A 19,650-nucleotide genomic window follows, 5' to 3' on the forward strand; every position below is an offset into this window, starting at 1 on the left:
GAGGGGCTCCCCTGGGGGCCCCTCCGCCGTTTTAATGACTTTGTGCCGAATGACCCTGTGCCGAACGACGTCATGTTCAAGGACGCAGTGTTCAAGAACGCCGTGTTCAAGGACGCCGTGCGACGAGTCGCCGCGACCGCGCTGCTCGTGCCGCTCCTGTCGATCGTCGCCGCCTGCCAGCACACGCCCGCCGCCTCCGCCGGCAGGTACAGCACGGGCGGCGACCCCACCGACGACCCGTGCGCGCGGGTCGTGTCCGCCATCGGCTACGCCGACCTCCTGCTGAAGCCCCGGGGCCAGGAGGACGACCAGTACTTCGAGGACGCCGTGCTGGGCCGCCTGGCCGAGGCCCGGGGCATCACCCTGCAGTACGGCCCCGCCCTGCCCGACTCGCTGGCGCCCGCCGTACGGGACGTCGAGACGGCGACGGCGGGCCTGTCCAGGGCGGACGTGCCCCGCCCGCGGAAAGTGGCGCTGCTGAAGCAGTACCGGGCCGCCGCCGACCGGATCAGGACCGGCTGCGCGTAGTCCCTCACCGGGGGCCGGGCGCCGAAGAGGGCCCGGTCCGAGCGGACCGGGCCCTCTTCGTGGCTCACGCGTATCGTCAGCCGGCGATGTTGCCGGTGCGGTACTCGAGCGCCTTGGTGGCGTACTTGTTGTTGTCGCCGTACTGGTAGATGCCGATCGTGGCGACCGCGGGGTCACCGGCGTCGTTGAACTCGACCGGGCCGCTGACGCCCTCGTAGTCGATGTCCTTGCCGGCCTTCAGCAGCTCGACGCACGACTTGAAGTCGTTGCACTTCTCGCCGCCCTTGCTGACCTCGGCCAGCTTCTTGGCGATGTCGCCGCCCGCGTCGCTCTTGGCGGCCTCGGCGGCCAGCGCGAGCAGGTTGGTCGCGTCGTACGACTCGGGGCCGTAGCTGAAGTCCTGGAGCTTGGGGTTGATGGTCGTGAGCTTCTTCTGGAACTCCTCCGGAGCCGCGGCTCCCGGGATCGTCCCCTTCACGCCGGTCAGCGTGCCCTTGGGCATCTTCGCGTAGTTGGTGTTGGAGGTGTTGCCGTCGACCATGTACCACTTGTGCTTGCTGGCCGGCATGCCCTGCTTGATCAGCTCCTGCACGACCTTGGCGGTCTCCTCGAAGCCGATGAGCACGATGGCCTTCGGGTTCTTGGCCTTGATCTTCGCCACGTCGGCGGAGAAGTCGGCGGCCTTGGGGTCGTAGTCGACGCGCTCGACGACCTGGCCACCCGAGTCGGTGACGGTCTTGGAGACCTGGTCGGCCAGGCCCGTGCCGTACGAGTCCTGCATCGCCAGGATGCCGACCGTGTCGTTGCCGTCCGCCACCACGAGGTCGCCCAGCACGCGGCCCTGCAGCTTGTCCGGCGGGGACGTCCGGAAGTAGAGGCCCTTGTCCTCGATGGTGGTGAACTTGTCAGAGGTGTTGGCGGGCGAGAACTGGATCACGCCGGCACCCGTGATCTTGTCGATCACCGACTCCGACACCGACGAGGACGCCGCGCCGATGATGGCGTCGGCCTTCTGCGCCAGCAGCTTGTCCACGGACTGCGAGGCGATGTTGGTGGTCGTGTCGCCCGAGTCGGTGTCGTACTTGACCACCGGCTTGCCCAGCACGCCGCCGGCCTCGTTGATCTCCTTGATCGCCGCGTCCACGCCCGCGATCTCAGGCGGGCCGAGGAAGGCCAGCGAGCCCGTCTGCGGCAGTAGCGTGCCAAGCGTGAGCGTGCCGTCACCCTTAGCCGCGGGGGCCGCGGAGGACGGCGCCGCCGCGGACTCGGACGGCTGAGTGGCGGTGTCGCTGCCACCACCGCAAGCCGTAAGAGCGAGGCTGGCGGCAGCAGCAACAGCCAGCGCCCGCCCCACGGGAGCAATGCGGACCATGAAGTGTCTCCTTCATCTGCAGGCCGGGATCGGTCAGCACCGCCGACGTTCCCGATCGAATGACGGAAACGTACAAAACCACCATGGCCTGGAACCAGATGCCGCCCTGAACTGTCGGCACTTGGATGCGGAGTCGTAATCAGTCCTCAACTTACGAGAGCCGCTCAAGGTTGCCTAATGTGCGAGAAGTGAAGCACATTAGGGTCCCCCTGGTCATGGTGGTCATGCTGTCGGGTTGCGGTGGCCCCGGCGAGCCGGCCGAACCCTCGTCGCGACCACCCTATGGGGTCTCCGTCTCCCTGGCCCAATGGCGCTCCGACGAGCCCGCCCACGCCCTGGAGGTCGCTGTCCGCAATACCACGGACACACCGGTGTATTTCGCAGATGTCCAGCTGATCTCGCCGTCATTCAAAATCCTTCCCCCGGAAAGCAAGGACGCCACCATCGGTCACACGGAACGCACCGACCTCCGCATTCCCTACGGTGAGGCGAACTGCTCCCCCAAGGGGCTGCCCGAGGTGCGGCCCGCCACGGTCCTGGCGCGCGTCCGCACCGGCTCGGAGCCGCTGCGCAGGGTGGTCTTCCCCGTGCCGCACCCGGACCCGCTGCTGGCCAGGCTGCTGCACGACGAGTGCTCGGCGTTCCTGGTCAGGCAGGCGGCCGACATCGCGTTCGGGCCGGTGTGGAAGCGGGACGGCGACCTCATGCGCGGCACGCTCGTGCTGACCAGGCGGGGCGCCGGCAAGGTGGCAGTCGGCTCGGTCGACGGCACGACGCACTACATGGTCACGCCGGCGCGGGGGTCCAAGCCGCTGGTGGTGCTGGAGGCGGGCGCCACGAGGGCCGAGGCGCCCGTCGCGCTGTCGCCCGGCCGGTGCGACCCGCACGCGTTCGCCGAGGCCAAGAAGGCGTTCCTGTTCCCCGTACGGGCCTCGGTGGACGGCGGCGAGGAGCGCGTGGTCATCGTGCAGCCGCCGGCGGACCGCCAGAAGCAGCTGATCGACTACGCGCTCCAGGTGTGCGGCCTGAAGAAGTGAGACGGGGCCGGCTCAGGACCGGGTGGCGGCGTCGTCGATGACGATCTGCGCGACCTCGCGCATGCTCAGCCTGCGGTCCATGGACGCCTTCTGGATCCAGCGGAACGCCTGCGGCTCGCTCCACCCGTGGGCCGCCATGAGCAGCCCCTTGGCCCGCTCGACCAGCTTGCGGGTCTCCAGCCGCTCGGAGAGGCTGGAGACCTCCGCGCTCAGCGCCACCATCTCCTCGTGCCGGCTGACGGCCATCTCGATGGCGGGCACGAGGTCGGCCTTGGTGAACGGCTTGACGAGGTAGGCCATGGCCCCGGCGTCCCTGGCCCGCTCGACCAGGTCTCGCTGGGAGAAGGCGGTCAGGATGAGGCAGGGCGCGATCCGGTCGGCCGCGATCCGCTCGGCGGCGGAGATGCCGTCCAGGACGGGCATCTTGACGTCGAGGATGACCAGGTCGGGCTTGAGCTCGGCGGCCAGCCTGATGGCCTGCTCACCGTCGCCGGCCTCCCCGACGACGACGTATCCGTCCTCCTCGAGCATCTCCTTGAGATCGAGGCGGATCAGTGCCTCGTCTTCCGCGATCACCACTCGCCGCTGCGTACTCACGAGCAGAAGAGTACAGATGTCCGCTAGATTAGAGCCACGTCGGTGCTGGCCGGCCGCCGAGTTGGGCTACGCTTTGGCCGTGCGAGACGAATGATCTGGACTTGTCCGGATTCTTGCCTCGGTATCCCAATTGGCAGAGGAAGCGGATTCAAAACCCGCGCAGTGTGGGTTCGAGTCCCACCCGAGGCACCCTGACGAACCGCTCGGTCGATCATGCCGGGCGGTTCCGTCGTTCCGGGCGGGGCTCCCCTGGTTTGTGACCGCCCGCGGTGTCGACTTCCACAGTGGCGGGCTCCGTGCCGGGCTGGTGCCCACGGTTGCCCATGTCCCGGTAAAACCTTGCGGAGACGTACCCATATGGGCCTTTTGTGGCTTGCGGGGCATGCGTAGGGATTGGGGCGAGCGGTGATGTAGCAGGCAGGAGGTGGGGCCGATGGCGCTCAGCGAGGCGGAGCGGCAGGCTTTCCTGGCCGGAGCACACATCGCCGCGCTGTCGGTGGAGGCCGGGACCGAGCGGGCGCCACTGACCGTGCCCGTCTGGTACGCCTACAGCCCCGGCGGCGAGGTGTGGTTCCTCACCGGCGGCGACTCGGCCAAGGCCAGGCTGATCGGCAAGGCCGGCCGCTTCTCGCTGCTGGTCCAGCGCGCCAGCCCGACCTACCGGTACGTCTCGGTCGAGGGGCCCGTCGTCGGCTCCGGCCCCACGACCCTGGACGATCTCACCCTGATCGCCGCCCGGTACCTGCCGGCCGACGCGCTGCCCGGCTACGTGGGCGGCTCGGACACGCGGGCGCTGGTGACGTTCCGGATGCGGCCCGAACGATGGCTGTCCGCCGATCTCGGCGCCGTGTGAGCCCCCTCGGCCGTCACCGGGCCCGCCGGTGTCCCCCGCGTCCGCCGCGCCCCTCCGGGTGACGGTATTTTGAGACGCGTGACTGCTATCGACCCCACCGTGACCGGCGCGTACGGCATCGGCCTGGCCACCCTCGCCGCCGACGGCACCGTTCTCGACACCTGGTTCCCGGCTCCGGAGCTGGGCGAGCCGCCCGCCGCCGGCACCGAGCGGCTCGACGCCGCCGAAGCGGGCGAGCTCGCCTCCCTCGTCGGGCCCGACCCGCTGCGGGGCGTGGAGGTGGTGGCGGTGCGGACCGGCATCGCCAAGCTCTCCGAGCCGCCCGCGGACGCGCACGACGCCTACCTCAGGCTGCACCTGCTGTCGGCCCGCCTGGTCAGGCCGCACGGGCTGAACCTCGACGGGCTGTTCGGCGTGCTGGCGAACGTCGCCTGGACCAACCACGGGCCGTGCGCCGTGGAGGGCTTCGAGCAGACGAGGCTGCGGCTGCGGGCCAGGGGGCCGGTCACGGTGTACGGGGTGGACAAGTTCCCGCGGATGGTCGACTACGTGCTGCCGGCGGGGGTCCGCATCGCCGACGCCGACCGGGTGCGGCTCGGCGCGCACCTGGCCGCCGGCACGACGGTGATGCACGAGGGCTTCGTGAACTTCAACGCCGGCACGCTGGGCGCCTCCATGGTGGAGGGCCGCATCTCGGCCGGCGTGGTCGTCGGCGACGGCTCGGACGTGGGCGGCGGCGCGTCGATCATGGGCACCCTGTCGGGCGGCGGCAAGGAGGTCATCTCCATCGGCGAGCGCTGCCTGCTGGGCGCCAACGCCGGGGTCGGGATCTCGCTGGGCGACGACTGCGTGGTGGAGGCGGGCCTGTACGTGACCGCCGGCACCAAGGTGGGCCTGCCGGACGGTCGCGTGGTCAAGGCCAGGGAGCTGTCGGGCGGCGCCGGGCTGCTGCTGCGCAGGAACTCGCAGACGGGCGCGGTCGAGGCCGTGCCGCGCACAGGCAGGGGCATCGAGCTGAACGCCGCCCTGCACGCGAACTGACGCTCGCCGGAGGCCGGGCCCGCGTGGCCCGGCCGCCGGCCGCGCGGCCCTGCTCCCGGTCAGTCCTGTTCCTGGCCGCGCGCCAGCCACAGGTCGGGGCCGAAGACCTCGTAGTGGACGTCGCGGGGCGCGACGCCCGCCGCGATGAGCTGGGCGCGGGCGTCGCGCATGAACGGCAGCGGCCCGCACAGGTAGGCGACGGCCCCCTCGGGGATCTCGACGTCGCCCGCGCTCTCCAGCGCCCGGACGATCCCGCCCACCGAGGCGCGCCGCCCCTTCTCGGTGAGCTGGAGGCCGCCGCCCCTCCCCCGCCGGGCCTCGACCAGCCCGAGCTCGCTCAGCCGGGCCACCGCCTTGGCGGCGTGCGCGTACGGGACGGCCAGCAGGCCGGCCACGGCGCGGGTGGTCATCAGCTCCTCGCGACGGGCCACGGCCAGCCGCATGACGATGCGCAGGGAGATGTCGGTGAAGGCCGTCAGCCGCATACCCCTACCGTAGGGGGGCCACCACCCCGGCGCGCCGGGCATGCCGGGGTGGAGCGGGCCGCGATCGGGCTAGTTGGCGTGGGAGACGGCGGAGCCGATGGTGTGGACGCGCAGGGCGTTGGTGGAGCCGGGCGTGCCGGGAGGCGAGCCGGCCACGATGACGACCTTGTCGCCCTTCTCCAGCCGCCCGAGCGACAGCAGCGACGCCTCCACCTGACGCACCATGTCGTCGGTGTGGTGGACGAACGGCACATGGAACGTCTCCACGCCCCACGTCAGCGAGAGCTGGCCGCGCACGTGCGGGGCGGAGGTGAAGGCGATCAGCGGGATCGGCGAGCGGTAGCGGGCCAGGCGGCGGGCCGTCTCGCCCGACATGGTGAACGCGATCAGCGCCTTGGCGCCGACTATCGCGCCCACCTCGGCGGCGGCGCGGGCGATGGCGCCGCCCGTCGTCTCCGGCAGACGCTCCAGGGAGTGGGTGGCGCGCAGCGAGTGCTCCTCGGCCGCGCGGGCGATGCGGTCCATGGTGGACACGGACTCGATGGGATAGCTGCCGACCGAGGTCTCGCCGGAGAGCATGACCGCGTCGGCGCCGTCCATGACCGCGTAGGCGACGTCGGACGCCTCGGCGCGCGTGGGGCGGGGCGCGTTCATCATCGAGTCGAGCATCTGGGTGGCGACGATGACCGGGCGGGCCTTCTCGCGGCACAGCTCGATGATGCGCCGCTGCACGATCGGCACCTGCTCCAGCGGCAGCTCCACGCCGAGGTCGCCGCGGGCGACCATGATGCCGTCGAACGCCTCGACGATCTCGGGCAGGCGGTCGACGGCCTGCGGCTTCTCGATCTTGGCGAGCAGCGGCAGGCGGACGGCCTCCTGCTCCATGATGTTGCGCACCACGTCGGCGTCGGAGGGGCGGCGGACGAACGACAGGGCGATCATGTCGCACCCGGTGCGCAGCGCCCAGCGCAGGTCGGCCTCGTCCTTGTCGGTGAGCGCGGGCGCGCTGACGTTGACGCCCGGCAGGTTGAGGCCCTTGTTGTCGGAGATCATGCCGCCGATGACGACGCGGGTGACGACCCGGTCGCCGTCGACGCGGGTCGCCTCCAGCACGAGGCGGCCGTCGTCGACCAGGATCGTGTCGCCGGGGCGCACGTCGCCGGGCAGGCCCTTGTAGGTGGTGGAGACCTGCTCGCGGTCGCCGGGAACGTCCTCGGTGGTGATGGTGAAGACGTCGCCGAAGCCCAGCCGGACGGGCCCCTCCTCGAACTTGCCGACGCGGATCTTGGGTCCCTGCAGGTCGGCGAGCACGCCTACACCTCGGCCGAGGTCGGCCGCCACCTCCCTGACCCGGTCGTAGATCTCCCGGTGCAGCTCATGGGTGCCATGGCTCAGGTTGAAGCGTGCCACGTCCATGCCGGCGGAGATCAACTCGCGCAGGCGCTCAGGGGACGAGGTGGCGGGGCCTAGGGTGCAAACGATTTTCGCGCGACGAGTCACGAGTCCTACCTTAATTGGTACAGACCACTTGGCAGTCATGGACGACGGAGAACGTAGCCCGCGTAGCTCACCGTCACGACGGCCGCGAGGGCCAGGCGGACCACGCCGGAATACTGCTCCGGGTAGATGACTCCCTCGATGTAGTGGTCGATGAAGCCGCTGCGAGGCAGAGCCGGCAGGCCGGCCCCACGGCGGCCCCAGTCTTCCAGGACCGTCAGCGGGCAGTCGACGCCCGCGGTGACGGACAGCAGTGCCCAGCATACGACTGCCAGGTGAGCCCAGATCGTGCGCCTCCACCGCCAGGCGACGAACCCGCCCACGACGACGTAGGCGAGAAACGTGAAGTGCGCCACCATCGCAAGGTCCGCGACCAGGCGATACGTCATTACTCCACGCTATTACTTCTTGACGGTGGCCTACTTCTCGACGGTGGCGGCCTTCAGCGCGTCCACGATCCCGTGGCCGTAGAAGCCGTTCTTGGCGGCCCCGCCCTCACAGGTCTGCGTCTCGGTCTCGCCGTACACCTTGTAGACGTACGCGCGGGGACTGGGGCAGGCCTTCTGCCGGGCGGTGCGGTAGAGGAGCCGCTCGGTGGTGGCGGGGTCGAGCCCCACGCCGCCCTTGCCGGGCTTGCCGAAGCGGCTGACCAGCAGGGCCGCGACGCCGGTGGCGTGCGGCGCGGCCATGGAGGTGCCCTCCAGGTACTGGTAGTACGAGCAGGCGCCCTTGGCGCAGCTGCGGACGATCTCGGCGGACTTGGGCTTGCCGGAGCCGTCGAGCTTGCCGGCGGCGCGCAGCGCCGACTCGGGCGCGGCGGCCAGGATCCCCCGGACGGCGGAGGTGCCCTTGCCGTCGAGGGTGTCGCCGCCGGGCGCGGACAGGTCCGCCTGCTCGGTCCCGTAGTCGCTGTAGATGGCCTTGCGCCCGGACGGGCCGACGGCGGAGACGGAGATGACGCCCTTGGACTCGGCCGGCACGTTGAGGCAGGAGTTGTCGATCTTGCGGACCTTCTCGTCGCCGCGCGGGTAGCCGGGGCTGTCCCGGTCGACCTTGGGCCTGCCGAGGTCGGTGGCGCCGTTGCCGAGGGCGGAGACGAGCGTGACGCCCTTCTTGCGGGCATAGTCGAGGGCCCGCTGCATGCCGGTGATGATGGCGCGCTGCTCCAGCTGCTCCTTCTTGCTGTCGGCCTTGTTGTGGGCGCAGTTGAACAGCCACGGGTCCACGTAGTAGCTCATGTTGACGACGTCCACGCCGATGTCGCCGGCGTAGGTGAGCGCGTCGAGGCTGGCCTTGAGGAAGAAGTAGCCGGAGTCCTGGCCGGCCCTGATGTTGACCAGCCGGACGCCGGGCGCGACGCCGGCGATGCCGATGCCGTTGATGGGCGAGCCGATGGTGCTGGCCACGTGGGTGCCGTGTCCGTCGTCGTCGCGGTCGACCGGGTCCTTGCAGCCGCTGACCTCGCACGGGCCGTCGAGGGTGTCGCCGTTGCCGTCCTTGGGCCGGTCGGTGACGAAGTTGCGGCTGAGCGCGCGGTCGAAGTTGGGCGCGATGTCGGGGTGGGTGCCGTCGACGCCGGTGTCGATGATGCCGACGAGCACCTTCCTGCTGCCGTTGGTCTTGGCGTGCGCCTTGTCGGCGCCGATCATCCGCATGTCCCACTGACGGGAGGCGAGCGGCTCGCCGGAGGCTTCGCCGGTCGCGATGGACGGCCCGTCGGGGAAGGCTCCCCGGGAGTCGCCGGCCGAAGAGGAGACGGCATTCACGGAGCCGGCATTCACAGAGTCGGCGTTCACATCGGCGGCGTTCACGGAGGCGGCGTTCACAGCGGCGGCGTTCACAGCGGCGGCTGAGGCCGGGGGCGCCGCCGTGGTACGGCCGGAGGGGAAGCCGCGCCAGGAGGCGCCGGTGGAGGAGGCGTAGCCGATCGCCCGGTCGGTGGACACGCCCACGACGGCCGGGTCGTCGCCCAGCGCGTCGACGAAGGCGTCTCCCCCGCCCTCGGCGAGCAGGTAGCCGAGCCTGGCGTCGCCGCCGACGGCGTCGCCCCCGGCGCGGCTCACGGCGGCCCTGGCGTCGTCCTGCCGTCCGCCGGCGTAGAAGACGAGGTAGGAGGCCATCGGCGCGGCGGCGGGCGTGCTCGCGGGCCCGCACGCTGTGAGCGCGGCGGCCGCGGTGACGGCCGCCAGGCCCGAGACAAGTCGCCGCATTCTTCCCCCATTCGCCGCGCTTGCGCAGATTTCGCATCCTTCCGGCACATGGCCGCGGATGCAACTCAGGCGCCGACCGGCGGCCCGGGGGTGAAGCGCACGGGCATCGCCTCGTACCCGGAGACGAAGTTGGCGGGACGGAGGGCGGGCTCTCCCCCGGAGGCGGGCTCCATGTCGGGCAGCCGCCGCAGCAGCCGCTCGACCATCGTGCGGACCTCCAGCCGGGCCAGGCTGTTGCCCAGGCAGAAGTGGCTGCCGAAGCCGAAGGCGATGTGGTCGTTCGGGGTGCGTGCCACGTCGAAGCGGTACGGGTCGGCGAAGACGGTCTCGTCGCGGTTGGCCGACGGGTAGAGCAGCAGCACCTGCTCGCCCTCGCGCAGCCGCCGGCCGCCCAGCTCCGTGTCCGCGGTGACGGTGCGGCTCATGTTCTTGATCGGCGAGACCCAGCGGAGCATCTCCTCGACCGCCGCCGGGATGCGGGAGGGGTCCTCGGCGAGCGCGTGGCGCTGCCCGGGGTGGGTGAGGAGCTGGTAGACGCCGCCGGACAGGACGTGGCGGGTGGTCTCGTCGCCGCCGATGAGGATGAGCAGGCTCTCGTAGACGAGCGAGTCGTGGTCGAGCCGGTCGCCGTCGACCTGGGCGTGGACCAGCGTGCTGATGAGGTCGTCGCGGGGACAGGCGCGCCGGTCGGCGATCACCCGCCCCGCGTACGCCTCGTACTGCTCGAACGCCTCGCCGGCCCGCACGAGCAGCTCGCTGTCGGACTGCCCGACGAGGCCGCGCAGCATGTCGTCGGACCAGCGCATCAGCGCGTCCCTGTCCTGGGGCGCCACGCCCAGGGCGTCGCCGATGACGATCAGCGGGAGCGGGGCGGCGATGTCCCAGACGAAGTCGCACTCCCCCCGCTCGCACACCCGGTCGAGGATCTGGTCGCACAGCCGCCTGATCCGCTCGGCCTGGCCGGTCACACGGCGCGGCGTGAAGCCTCTGCTGACGAGCCGGCGGCGCAGGTGGTGCGCGGGGTCGTCCATGTCGATCATCATGGGGAGGGGGCCGGAGTCGGGCCTGATCCCCTGCGCGCTGGAGAACGTCCGGGGGTTCAGCGAGACGTGACGGACGTCGCGGTAGGAGGCCACGCCCCACACCTGCCCGTCCCAGTAGACGGGGGCGTTCTCCCGCATCCAGCGCAGCTCCGCGTGCGGGTCGCGGCCCCAGAAGGCGCCGCTGGTGAGGTCGATGGCGTCGTTGACCGGATGATCTGGCACTGCTGCTCCCGCCCCTTCGCCGGCTGCCGCCTGTGCCACCCCACTCAACCAACCAAGCGATAGGTTGACAAGCTCGGGGCTGAAACTTTCAGGCCCCGCCCCGTGGGCTCACGGGAGCGCTCGGACAGGTGGGGGCCCGGCCGCGCCGCCGTCCCGTCCCGGAGGGCACCGGCTTTCGCGCGAGAAGCCTTCGCAAAAGCGCCCCGGCTCTTTACGATGCGTTTCAGGAAACCGCTTTCCCGACTTGAGCGATAATTCGCCCCGTTTGACGACGGCCCGAAAGGACGGAAAGGCACCATGGCATTCAACACGCGGAAACTCCCGGCTTTACGGCGAGCGGCGATCGCCGGAGCCGCCGCCCTTCTCGCCCTGACCGTCTCCCACCCCGTCCAGGGCACGGCCCGGAACAGCGCGCCGGCGGCCGCCGCCGACGTGCCGCTCGGCTTCGCCTCCGTCAACGCCCTCGGGCAGAACGGCACCACCGGCGGCGCGGGCGGCCGGACCGTCACCGCGACGAACGCCGCCCAGTTCCTGGAGTACATCGACAGCCTCGAACCCCTGGTCATCCAGGTGTCGGGCACCATCTCCATCACCAGCAAGCAGGGGGTCCGCCCGAACAAGACCATCGTGGGCGTCGGCGCCTCCGGCCACATCACCGGCGGCGGCCTCGACTTCTACCGGTCGTACAACGTGATCGTGCGCAACCTCCGCTTCACCGACGCCGAGGACGACGCCGTCAACATCGGGCAGCAGTCGCACCACATCTGGATCGACCACAACACCTTCTCCGGCGCGGTGGACGGCTCGGTCGACATCGTGCGGGGCGCCGACTACGTCACCGTCTCGTGGAACCATTTCGACCATTCCGACAAGACCATGCTGATCAGTCACTCCGACGGGGCGGCCGGCACCGACGTCGGCCACCTGAAGGTGACCATCGACCACAATTTCTTCGACCACAGCCGCCAGCGGCATCCGCGCGTCCGGTTCGGCGAGCCGGTGCACGTGCTCAACAACTACTTTCTCAGCAACGAGCTGTACGGCGTGGCCTCGACGGAGAACGCCGGGGTGCTGGTCGAGGGCAACTACTTCGAGAATGTGGCGCATCCGCTCCACTCGGCCGGCGGGTACGCCGACAGCGGCCCCGGGCGGGCCGTCCAGCGCGGCAACGTCTTCGTCGGCTCGGGCACGCCGGAGACGGCGGGCACGGTCGTGGAGCCCCGCACGTACTACCCGTACACGGTGGACCCCGCGCAGAGCGTCCCGGCGGCGGTGCGGGCCGGCGCGGGCGCGGGCAAGCTCGCCGTCGCGGCCGGGCAGGTGGCGCCGCTCTGACGGCGGACCGCGAGCTCGCCGACGGCCGTCTTCGGCACGGCCGCCGTCTCCAGCGCGTCCGCGTCCGCCGCGGGGGCGGCGGCCGTGACGGTGACCGTGGAGGCCCTGCGCACCAGCCTCGCCTCCCCCGTGGCGAGCCGACCCTTCAGCGCCACAGCCAGGGTGCGGGCCTCGCAGGCGCTGGCCGTGGACGCGCTCACCGTCGCCGTACGCGACGCGGCCGGCGCGATCGTCGACTTCCCCGGCGCGATCGCGACCACGCTCACCACCACCGCGAAGACGTTCGGGACCGAGTCCAGGGCCTGTCCCGCGGGCACCTACACCTACTGGGTCGCATACCTGGCCGGTGGCGTGTGGACGAACCTGACGCCGGTCAAGTCGTTCACCGTCGCGGCCGACCCGGTGACGTTCGAGCAGACCTTCGACGGCGCGCAGGGCGGTGGCCCGAACACCGGGCTGAGCAGGCCGGTGTGGTTCAACGACCCCTGCTGGCGGCAGGCGTGCACCGGCAGCATCGCCGAGTACAGGATGGACCACGCCCGGCTCGACGGGCAGGGCCACCTCGTGCTGACCGCCGACAAGGCTGTCACGCCCGGCGCCATGTGCGGCGACGTGGCGTGCCGGTACGCCGCGGCCCGGCTGACCATGCTCGACTGGGAGGGCGACGACGGCCTCCCCTCCTGGTCGCAGGCGGGCGGCCACCTCGAGGTGCGGATGCAGGCGCCGGTCGGCAAGGGCCTGTGGCCGGCGTTCTGGGCGGTCGGCGGCAACGCCGCCACGGTCGAGTGGCCGCTCAGCGGCGAGATCGACGTGGTGGAGACCCGCGGTCAGGAGCCGGCGCTGGTCGAGCAGCACGTCCACGGCGGCGACCCGTACCGGCAGTGGGGCGACAGCACTCCGCTGCCCGCCGGGCAGAGCATCGCCGGCTGGCACACCTACGCCGTCGACTGGGACGCGAGCGCGACCGGCTCCATCAAGTGGTCGGTGGACGGCGTGGTCACCCGCACGCTGACGGCCGCCGCGGCCGGCACCATGTGGGGGCAGTCGTTCCGCCACGCGCACACGCTGATCCTCAACCTGGCCGTGGGCGGCGCGGGCGACTGGGTCGGCGACCCGGACGCCGGCACGGTGTTCCCGGCCAAGCTCGTGGTGGACCACGTGCGCGTCTACCAGAAGCCGCTGGCCTGACAGGTCCCGCAGACACCGAGAACGCCCGCCCGGACCAGGTCCGGGCGGGCGTCGCCGTGCGGCGGGGGGCGCGTCAGACGAGCGGGCGCGCCGTGGGCAGGATCGGATACGGCAGGGCCGTCTCGCCGGTGAGGTACCGGTCCACGCCGGAGGCGGCGGCGCGGCCCTCGGCGATGGCCCAGACGATCAGCGACTGGCCGCGGCCCATGTCGCCCGCCACGAAGACGCCGTCCACCTTGGACATGTACGTCTTGTCGCGCGCCACGTTGCCCCGGGGGTCGTAGAAGCCGTCGCCGGCGACCTGGGCGAGGTCCTCCAGCAGGGCGCCCTTCTCCGGGCCGAGGAAGCCCATGGAGAGGGTGACCAGCTCGGCCGGGATCTCCCGCTCGCTGCCCGGGACGGGCCGGAAGCCGTTCTGCGGCCCCTCGACCTCGACCAGGCGCAGCGCGCGGACGTTGCCGGCCTCGTCGCCGACGAACGCGGTGGTGGAGACCGCGTAGACGCGGTCTCCGGCGCCGCTCTCCAGCTCCTCGTGCGCGCTCTCCATCTTGAACAGGATGGGGAACGTCGGCCACGGCTGGCTGCCGGGCCGCGACGCCGGCGGCCTTGGCATGATCTCCAGCTGGGTGACCGAGCGGGCGCCCTGGCGGATGGCCGTGCCGATGCAGTCGGCGCCGGTGTCGCCGCCGCCGATCACCACGACGTGCTTGTCCTTGGCCGTGATGGGCGCCTCGGCGAGGTCGCCCTCCTGGACCTTGTTGGACAGCGGCAGGTACTCCATCGCCTGGTGCACGCCGTTCAGCTCGCGGCCCGGGACGGGCAGGTCGCGCCACTGGGTGGCGCCGCCCGACAGCACGACGGCGTCGAACTGCTCGCGCAGCTCGGCGGCCGTGACGTCCACGCCGACGTTGACGCCGGTGCGGAACTCGGTGCCCTCGGCGCGCATCTGGGCGAGCCTGCGGTCGATGTGCCGCTTCTCCATCTTGAACTCGGGGATGCCGTAGCGCAGCAGGCCGCCGACGCGGTCGGCCCGCTCGAACACCACCACGTCGTGCCCGGCGCGGGTGAGCTGCTGGGCGGCGGCCAGCCCGGCGGGGCCGGAGCCGACCACGGCGACGCGCTTGCCGGTCCTGCGGACCGGCGGCTGCGGCGTCACCCAGCCCTCGGCGAACGCCCGGTCGATGATCTCGACCTCGACCCGCTTGATCGCCACCGGGTCGGAGTTGATGCCGAGCACGCACGCCGCCTCACACGGAGCCGGGCAGAGCCTGCCGGTGAACTCCGGGAAGTTGTTGGTGGCGTGCAGCCGCTCGATCGCCTCCCGCCAGTCGGTGCGGAAGACCAGGTCGTTCCACTCGGGGATGAGGTTGCCGAGCGGGCAGCCGTTGTGGCAGAACGGGATGCCGCAGTCCATGCAGCGGGCCGCCTGCTTGGTCAGCTTCTCCTGCGGGAAGTCCTGGTAGACCTCCTGCCAGTCGCTGATGCGGACGTCCACGGGGCGGCGCGCCGGCAGCTCGCGGTCGTACGTGAGAAACCCCTTGGGGTCGGCCATCGGTTACGCCTCCCTTAACCCTGAACCGCAGCGGACATGACCGCTTCGTCGACGTCGCGGCCCTCGACGCGGGCGGCCTCGGCCGCCAGCAGGACCCTCTTGTAGTCGGTCGGCATGATCTTGCCGAACCGGCCGAGCGCGGACTGCCAGTCGGCGAGCAGCTCCTTGGCCGCCGGCGAGCCGGTCTCGGCGAAGTGCTTCTCGACCGTCTCGCGCAGGAACTCGGCGTCCTCGTCGGTGAGCTCCTCAACGGCGACCATCTCGCGGTTGACCCGCTCGGGCCGCAGGTCGAGCAGGTAGGCGACGCCGCCGGACATGCCGGCCGCGAAGTTGCGGCCGGTCGGGCCGAGGACGACGACCCTGCCGCCGGTCATGTACTCGCAGCCGTGGTCGCCGACGCCCTCGACGACGGCGGTGGCGCCCGAGTTGCGCACGCAGAACCGCTCGCCGACGACGCCGCGGACGAACACCTCGCCGGAGGTCGCGCCGTACAGGGCGACGTTGCCGGCGATGATGTGGCCGTCGAGCGGCGCCTCGTCGTGCGGGCGGACCGTGATGCGGCCGCCGGACAGGCCCTTGCCGAGGTAGTCGTTGGCGTCGCCGGTCAGCCGAAGCGTGACGCCGCGCGGCAGGAACGCGCCGAGCGAGTTGCCCGCCGAGCCGGTGAAGGAGATGTCGATCGTGTTGTCGGGCAGGCCGGCTCCGCCGTACCGCTTGGTCACCTGGTGGCCGAGCATGGTGCCGACCGTGCGGTTGACGTTGCGGATGGGCAGCTCCAGCGTGACGGGGGTGCCGTCGTTGAGCGCTCCCTCGGCGAGCTGGATGAGCGTGTTGTCGAGGGCGTGCTGGAGGCCGTGGTCCTGCTCGATCGTGCGCCGCAGCGGGGTGCCCTCGGGCAGCTCCGGCCGGTGCAGGATCGGCGACAGGTCCAGGCCGGCTGCCTTCCAGTGGTTCTCGGCCGCGGAGATGTCGAGCAGCTCGGCGTGGCCGATGGCCTCGTCCAGTGAGCGGAAGCCGAGCTCGGCGAGGTACTCGCGGATCTCCTCGGCGATGAACTCGAAGAAGTTCACCACGAACTCGGGCTTGCCGCTGAAGCGCTTGCGCAGCTCGGGGTTCTGCGTGGCGACGCCCACGGGGCAGGTGTCGAGGTGGCAGACCCGCATCATGACGCAGCCGGACACGACCAGCGGAGCGGTGGCGAAGCCGTACTCCTCGGCGCCGAGCAGGGCGGCGATGACGACGTCGCGGCCGGTCTTGAGCTGGCCGTCGACCTGCACGACGATGCGGTCGCGCAGCCCGTTGAGCAGCAGCGTCTGCTGGGTCTCGGCCAGGCCGAGCTCCCAGGGCGCGCCCGCGTGCTTGAGCGAGGTGAGCGGGGAGGCGCCGGTGCCGCCGTCGTGCCCGGAGATGAGCACCACGTCGGCGTGCGCCTTGGACACGCCCGCCGCGACCGTGCCGACCCCGACCTCGGCGACGAGCTTGACGTGCACGCGCGCCGCGGGGTTGGAGTTCTTCAGGTCGTGGATGAGCTGGGCGAGGTCCTCGATGGAGTAGATGTCGTGGTGCGGCGGCGGCGAGATGAGGCCGACGCCGGGCGTGGAGTGCCGCGTCTTGGCGACCCACGGGTAGACCTTGTGGCCGGGCAGCTGGCCGCCCTCACCGGGCTTGGCGCCCTGGGCCATCTTGATCTGCAGGTCGGCGGCGTTGACGAGGTACTCGCTGGTGACGCCGAACCGGCCGGAGGCCACCTGCTTGATGGCCGACCTGCGCTCGGGGTCGTAGAGGCGCTCGGGGTCCTCGCCGCCCTCGCCGGTGTTGGACTTGCCGCCGAGCCGGTTCATCGCGATGGCGAGCGTCTCGTGCGCTTCCATCGAGATCGAGCCGTACGACATCGCGCCGGTGGAGAACCGCTTGACGATCTCGGAGACCGGCTCGACCTCCTCGATGGGGATCGGCGTCCGGCCGGTCTTGAACGTGAACAGGCCGCGCAGGGTCATGAGCCGCTCGGCCTGGGAGTCCACCATCTCGGTGTACTCCTTGAAGATCTCGTAGCGGCGCGTCCTGGTGGCGTGCTGCAGCTTGAAGACCGTCTCGGGGTTGAACAGGTGCGGCTCGCCCTCGCGCCGCCACTGGTACTCACCGCCGACCTGGAGCCTGCGGTGCGCGTTGGGCACGCGCGGGTAGGCGTGGCGGTGCCGCTCGGCGACCTCGCGGGCCAGCACGTCGAAGCCGACGCCGCCGAGCCGGGAGGTGGTGCCGGTGAAGCAGGAGTCGATGACCTCCTGGCTCAGGCCGAGCGCCTCGAAGATCTGCGCGCCGGTGTAGGAGGCCACGGTCGAGACGCCCATCTTGGACATGACCTTGATGACGCCCTTGCCGTACGCCTTGATGAGGTTGCGCGCGGCCTTGCGCTTGTCGCCCGGGATGACGCCGGTCTCGACGAGGTCCTCGACGGTCTCGATCGCGAGGTACGGGTTGACCGCGCCGGCGCCGTAGCCGATGAGCAGCGCCATGTGGTGGCACTCGCGGGCCTCGCCGGTCTCGATGACCAGGCCGATCTTGGTGCGGGTCTTCTCCTGGATCAGGTGGTGGTGCACCGCGCCGGTCAGCAGGAGCGCCGGGATGGGCGCCAGCTCGGCCGAGGAGCCGCGGTCGGACAGCACGATGATGCGTGCGCCCTCCGCGATCGCCTCGGACACCTCGGCGCGGATCTCCTCCAGGCGGTGCAGCAGCGCTTCGCCGCCGCCCGACACCTGGTAGAGGCCGGAGACGACGTGCGGGTGGAAGCCGGGCAGGTCGCCTTCGTCGTTGATGTGGATGATCTTCGCGAGCTCGTCGTTGTCGATCACCGGGTACGGCAGGACGAGCTGGCGGCAGGAGGTGGGGCCGGGGTCGAGCAGGTTGCCCTCGGGGCCGAGCACGCTGGCCAGGGAGGTGACCAGCTCCTCGCGGATGGCGTCCAGCGGCGGGTTGGTGACCTGCGCGAACAGCTGCGTGAAGTAGTCGAACAGCAGCCGCGGCTTCTCGCTGAGCACCGCGACGGGCGTGTCGGTGCCCATCGAGCCGATCGGCTCGGCGCCCGTCTTCGCCATCGGCGACAGGATGATCCGCAGCTCTTCCTCGGTGTAGCCGAAGGTCTGCTGCCGCTTGACCAGCGCCTCGTGGGTCGGGACCTCCCGCTGGCGGGCGGGCAGCTCCTCGAAGCGCACCAGGCCGGCGTGCAGCCAGTCCTCGTACGGCAGCTCGGCGGCGAGCTCGGCCTTGATCTCGTCGTCCTCGATGATCTTGCCGCGGGCGGTGTCGATGAGGAACATCCGGCCGGGCTGCAGGCGGCCCTTGCGGACCACGTCGCCGGGGGCGAAGTCGAGCACGCCGGCCTCGGAGGCCAGCACGACCAGGCCGTCGGCGGTCACCCAGAAGCGGCCGGGGCGCAGGCCGTTGCGGTCGAGGACGGCGCCGGCGAGCGTGCCGTCGGTGAAGGTGATCGAGGCGGGGCCGTCCCACGCCTCCATCATCGAGGAGTGGAACTCGTAGAAGGCCCGGCGGGCCGGGTCCATCTCGGTGTGGTTCTCCCACGCCTCCGGGATCATCATGAGCACGGCGTGCGGGAGGCTCCGGCCGCCGATGTGCAGCAGCTCCAGCGCCTCGTCGAAGCTGGCGGTGTCGCTGCCGTCCGGGTCGCAGATCGGGAAGAGCCGCGAGATGTCGCCCGGGATGTGGGCGGAGGACAGCATCGCCTCGCGGGCGCGCATCCAGTTGCGGTTGCCCTTGACCGTGTTGATCTCGCCGTTGTGCGCGATGTAGCGGTACGGGTGGGCCAGCGGCCAGCTCGGGAACGTGTTGGTGGAGAAGCGCGAGTGGACCAGCGCGATCGCCGTCTCGTAGCGCTCGTCGGCCAGGTCGGGGAAGAACGGCTCGACCTGCTCGGGGGTGAGCATGCCCTTGTAGACGATCGTCCGGGAGCTCAGGGAGGGGAAGTACACGCCGGCCTCGTGCTCGGCGCGCTTGCGCAGGCAGAAGGCCAACCGGTCGAGCTCGATGCCCGACTCGCCGGCCGGGCCGGCGACGAACAGCTGCGCGAAGTGCGGCATGACCGCCCGCGCGCTCGGCCCGGGAAGGGCCCGGTCGACCGGCACCTCGCGCCAGCCGAGCACGGTCAGGCTCTCCTCGGCGGCGAGCTGCTCGATCAGCCGCACGGCGGCGGCGCGCTCGTCCTCGCCGGCCGGCAGGAACGCCATGCCGGCGGCGTAGCGACCGGCCTCGGGCAGCGCGAAGTCCACGCTCCCGCGCAGGAAGGCATCGGGGATCTGCGTGAGGATGCCGGCTCCGTCGCCGGTGTCCGGCTCGCTACCCTTCGCCCCCCGGTGGTCGAGATTGAGGAGCGCCGTCAGCGCCTTGACCACGATCCCGTGCCCGCGGCGGCCGGCGACGTCGGCCACCATGGCCACGCCACAGGCGTCATGCTCGTTGGCGGGGTGGTAAAGGCCCTGGGGCTCAGGAAACCCGAGGTGGGCAGCAGGCATTGAATCCCTCCCGTCGTCATCGTCTGTCCAGAACTGCTCAACAGGCGGGGACGACGTTGGCCCTGCTGCGTTGTGCGTAGAGGTTACCGCACCCATCTCACATGGTGCCCGCTCTGTCCGCATTGCGAACATTGCACCTATCTGGAGCTGGGCATATCCACTCGGGC

The 19,650-nt window shown here is 71.2% G+C and carries 15 protein-coding genes and 1 tRNA gene; 7 read left to right on the top strand and 9 right to left on the bottom strand.

Annotated features, from left to right (window positions below):
* Positions 1-42 precede the first annotated feature (42 nt).
* Positions 43-528, top strand: a complete 486-nt coding sequence (locus MTP10_RS12255; RefSeq protein WP_310709239.1) for a hypothetical protein — start codon at positions 43-45, stop codon at positions 526-528.
* Between the two features lie 76 nt (positions 529-604).
* Here MTP10_RS12255 and MTP10_RS12260 read toward each other — a convergent pair whose 3' ends face one another.
* Positions 605-1,900, bottom strand: a complete 1,296-nt coding sequence (locus MTP10_RS12260; RefSeq protein WP_310709240.1) for an ABC transporter substrate-binding protein — start codon at positions 1,898-1,900, stop codon at positions 605-607.
* Between the two features lie 371 nt (positions 1,901-2,271).
* Between MTP10_RS12260 and MTP10_RS12265 the strand changes: the two genes are divergently transcribed.
* Positions 2,272-2,937 carry a hypothetical protein gene (locus MTP10_RS12265; RefSeq protein WP_310709241.1) on the top strand — a complete coding sequence of 222 codons (666 nt, stop codon included), beginning with the start codon at positions 2,272-2,274 and terminating at the stop codon, positions 2,935-2,937.
* Between the two features lie 12 nt (positions 2,938-2,949).
* On the opposite strand, the gene MTP10_RS12270 is transcribed toward MTP10_RS12265, so the two are convergent.
* Positions 2,950-3,534: a response regulator gene (locus MTP10_RS12270; RefSeq protein WP_310709242.1), complete on the bottom strand. Its 585-nt coding sequence runs from the start codon at positions 3,532-3,534 to the stop codon at positions 2,950-2,952.
* Between the two features lie 115 nt (positions 3,535-3,649).
* Here MTP10_RS12270 and MTP10_RS12275 point away from each other — a divergent pair.
* From MTP10_RS12275 to dapD, 3 genes are all read left to right on the top strand, one after another.
* Positions 3,650-3,723 (top strand) — tRNA-Leu (locus MTP10_RS12275).
* Positions 3,724-3,967: 244 nt separating this feature from the next.
* Positions 3,968-4,387 carry a pyridoxamine 5'-phosphate oxidase family protein gene (locus tag MTP10_RS12280; RefSeq protein WP_310709244.1) on the top strand — a complete coding sequence of 140 codons (420 nt, stop codon included), beginning with the start codon at positions 3,968-3,970 and terminating at the stop codon, positions 4,385-4,387.
* Positions 4,388-4,465: 78 nt separating this feature from the next.
* Positions 4,466-5,428 carry a 2,3,4,5-tetrahydropyridine-2,6-dicarboxylate N-succinyltransferase gene (gene dapD / locus MTP10_RS12285; protein ID WP_310709246.1) on the top strand — a complete coding sequence of 321 codons (963 nt, stop codon included), beginning with the start codon at positions 4,466-4,468 and terminating at the stop codon, positions 5,426-5,428.
* Between the two features lie 59 nt (positions 5,429-5,487).
* On the opposite strand, the gene MTP10_RS12290 is transcribed toward dapD, so the two are convergent.
* The 5 genes from MTP10_RS12290 to MTP10_RS12310 all read right to left on the bottom strand — a co-directional run bounded on the left by MTP10_RS12290 (position 5,488) and on the right by MTP10_RS12310 (position 10,885).
* Positions 5,488-5,913: an Rrf2 family transcriptional regulator gene (locus tag MTP10_RS12290; RefSeq protein ID WP_310709247.1), complete on the bottom strand. Its 426-nt coding sequence runs from the start codon at positions 5,911-5,913 to the stop codon at positions 5,488-5,490.
* A gap of 69 nt (positions 5,914-5,982) precedes the next feature.
* A complete protein-coding gene (pyk, locus tag MTP10_RS12295; protein ID WP_310709249.1) occupies positions 5,983-7,413 on the bottom strand; it encodes a pyruvate kinase in 1,431 nt (476 codons plus the stop codon).
* Between the two features lie 35 nt (positions 7,414-7,448).
* Positions 7,449-7,799 (bottom strand): DUF2784 domain-containing protein, encoded by a 351-nt coding sequence (locus MTP10_RS12300; protein ID WP_310709251.1) that lies wholly within the window; start codon positions 7,797-7,799, stop codon positions 7,449-7,451.
* A gap of 30 nt (positions 7,800-7,829) precedes the next feature.
* Entirely contained in the window at positions 7,830-9,620 is a 1,791-nt protein-coding gene (locus MTP10_RS12305) for a S8 family serine peptidase (RefSeq protein ID WP_310709253.1), read from the bottom strand.
* Between the two features lie 65 nt (positions 9,621-9,685).
* Positions 9,686-10,885 (bottom strand): cytochrome P450, encoded by a 1,200-nt coding sequence (locus MTP10_RS12310; protein ID WP_310709255.1) that lies wholly within the window; start codon positions 10,883-10,885, stop codon positions 9,686-9,688.
* Between the two features lie 297 nt (positions 10,886-11,182).
* On the opposite strand from MTP10_RS12310, the gene MTP10_RS12315 reads away from it, so the two are divergent.
* Both MTP10_RS12315 and MTP10_RS12320 read left to right on the top strand, forming a co-directional pair.
* A complete protein-coding gene (locus tag MTP10_RS12315; protein WP_310709256.1) occupies positions 11,183-12,220 on the top strand; it encodes a pectate lyase in 1,038 nt (345 codons plus the stop codon).
* A gap of 84 nt (positions 12,221-12,304) precedes the next feature.
* Positions 12,305-13,408 carry a glycoside hydrolase family 16 protein gene (locus MTP10_RS12320; protein WP_310709257.1) on the top strand — a complete coding sequence of 368 codons (1,104 nt, stop codon included), beginning with the start codon at positions 12,305-12,307 and terminating at the stop codon, positions 13,406-13,408.
* A 73-nt stretch (positions 13,409-13,481) separates the two neighbouring features.
* Here MTP10_RS12320 and MTP10_RS12325 read toward each other — a convergent pair whose 3' ends face one another.
* The gene (locus MTP10_RS12325; RefSeq protein ID WP_310709258.1) at positions 13,482-14,960 is read right to left on the bottom strand and encodes a glutamate synthase subunit beta; all 1,479 of its coding nucleotides are present in this window, start codon (positions 14,958-14,960) and stop codon (positions 13,482-13,484) included.
* Between the two features lie 14 nt (positions 14,961-14,974).
* Positions 14,975-19,483 carry a glutamate synthase large subunit gene (gene gltB / locus MTP10_RS12330; protein ID WP_310709259.1) on the bottom strand — a complete coding sequence of 1,503 codons (4,509 nt, stop codon included), beginning with the start codon at positions 19,481-19,483 and terminating at the stop codon, positions 14,975-14,977.
* Positions 19,484-19,650: the final 167 nt, after the last annotated feature.

The organism is Nonomuraea sp. 3-1Str, assembly GCF_031570565.1.
Taxonomy (GTDB): domain Bacteria; phylum Actinomycetota; class Actinomycetes; order Streptosporangiales; family Streptosporangiaceae; genus Nonomuraea.

Bases quoted from the DNA above. Each gene is read 5' to 3' on its own strand.
- MTP10_RS12260 (WP_310709240.1), bottom strand. From the start codon at position 1,900: ATGGTCCGCATTGCTCCCGTGGGGCGGGCGCTGGCTGTTGCTGCTGCC.
- MTP10_RS12280 (WP_310709244.1), top strand. From the start codon at position 3,968: ATGGCGCTCAGCGAGGCGGAGCGGCAGGCTTTCCTGGCCGGAGCACAC.
- MTP10_RS12290 (WP_310709247.1), bottom strand. From the start codon at position 5,913: ATGCGGCTGACGGCCTTCACCGACATCTCCCTGCGCATCGTCATGCGG.
- MTP10_RS12300 (WP_310709251.1), bottom strand. From the start codon at position 7,799: ATGACGTATCGCCTGGTCGCGGACCTTGCGATGGTGGCGCACTTCACG.
- MTP10_RS12305 (WP_310709253.1), bottom strand. From the start codon at position 9,620: ATGCGGCGACTTGTCTCGGGCCTGGCGGCCGTCACCGCGGCCGCCGCG.
- MTP10_RS12315 (WP_310709256.1), top strand. From the start codon at position 11,183: ATGGCATTCAACACGCGGAAACTCCCGGCTTTACGGCGAGCGGCGATC.
- MTP10_RS12325 (WP_310709258.1), bottom strand. From the start codon at position 14,960: ATGGCCGACCCCAAGGGGTTTCTCACGTACGACCGCGAGCTGCCGGCG.
- gltB (WP_310709259.1), bottom strand. From the start codon at position 19,483: ATGCCTGCTGCCCACCTCGGGTTTCCTGAGCCCCAGGGCCTTTACCAC.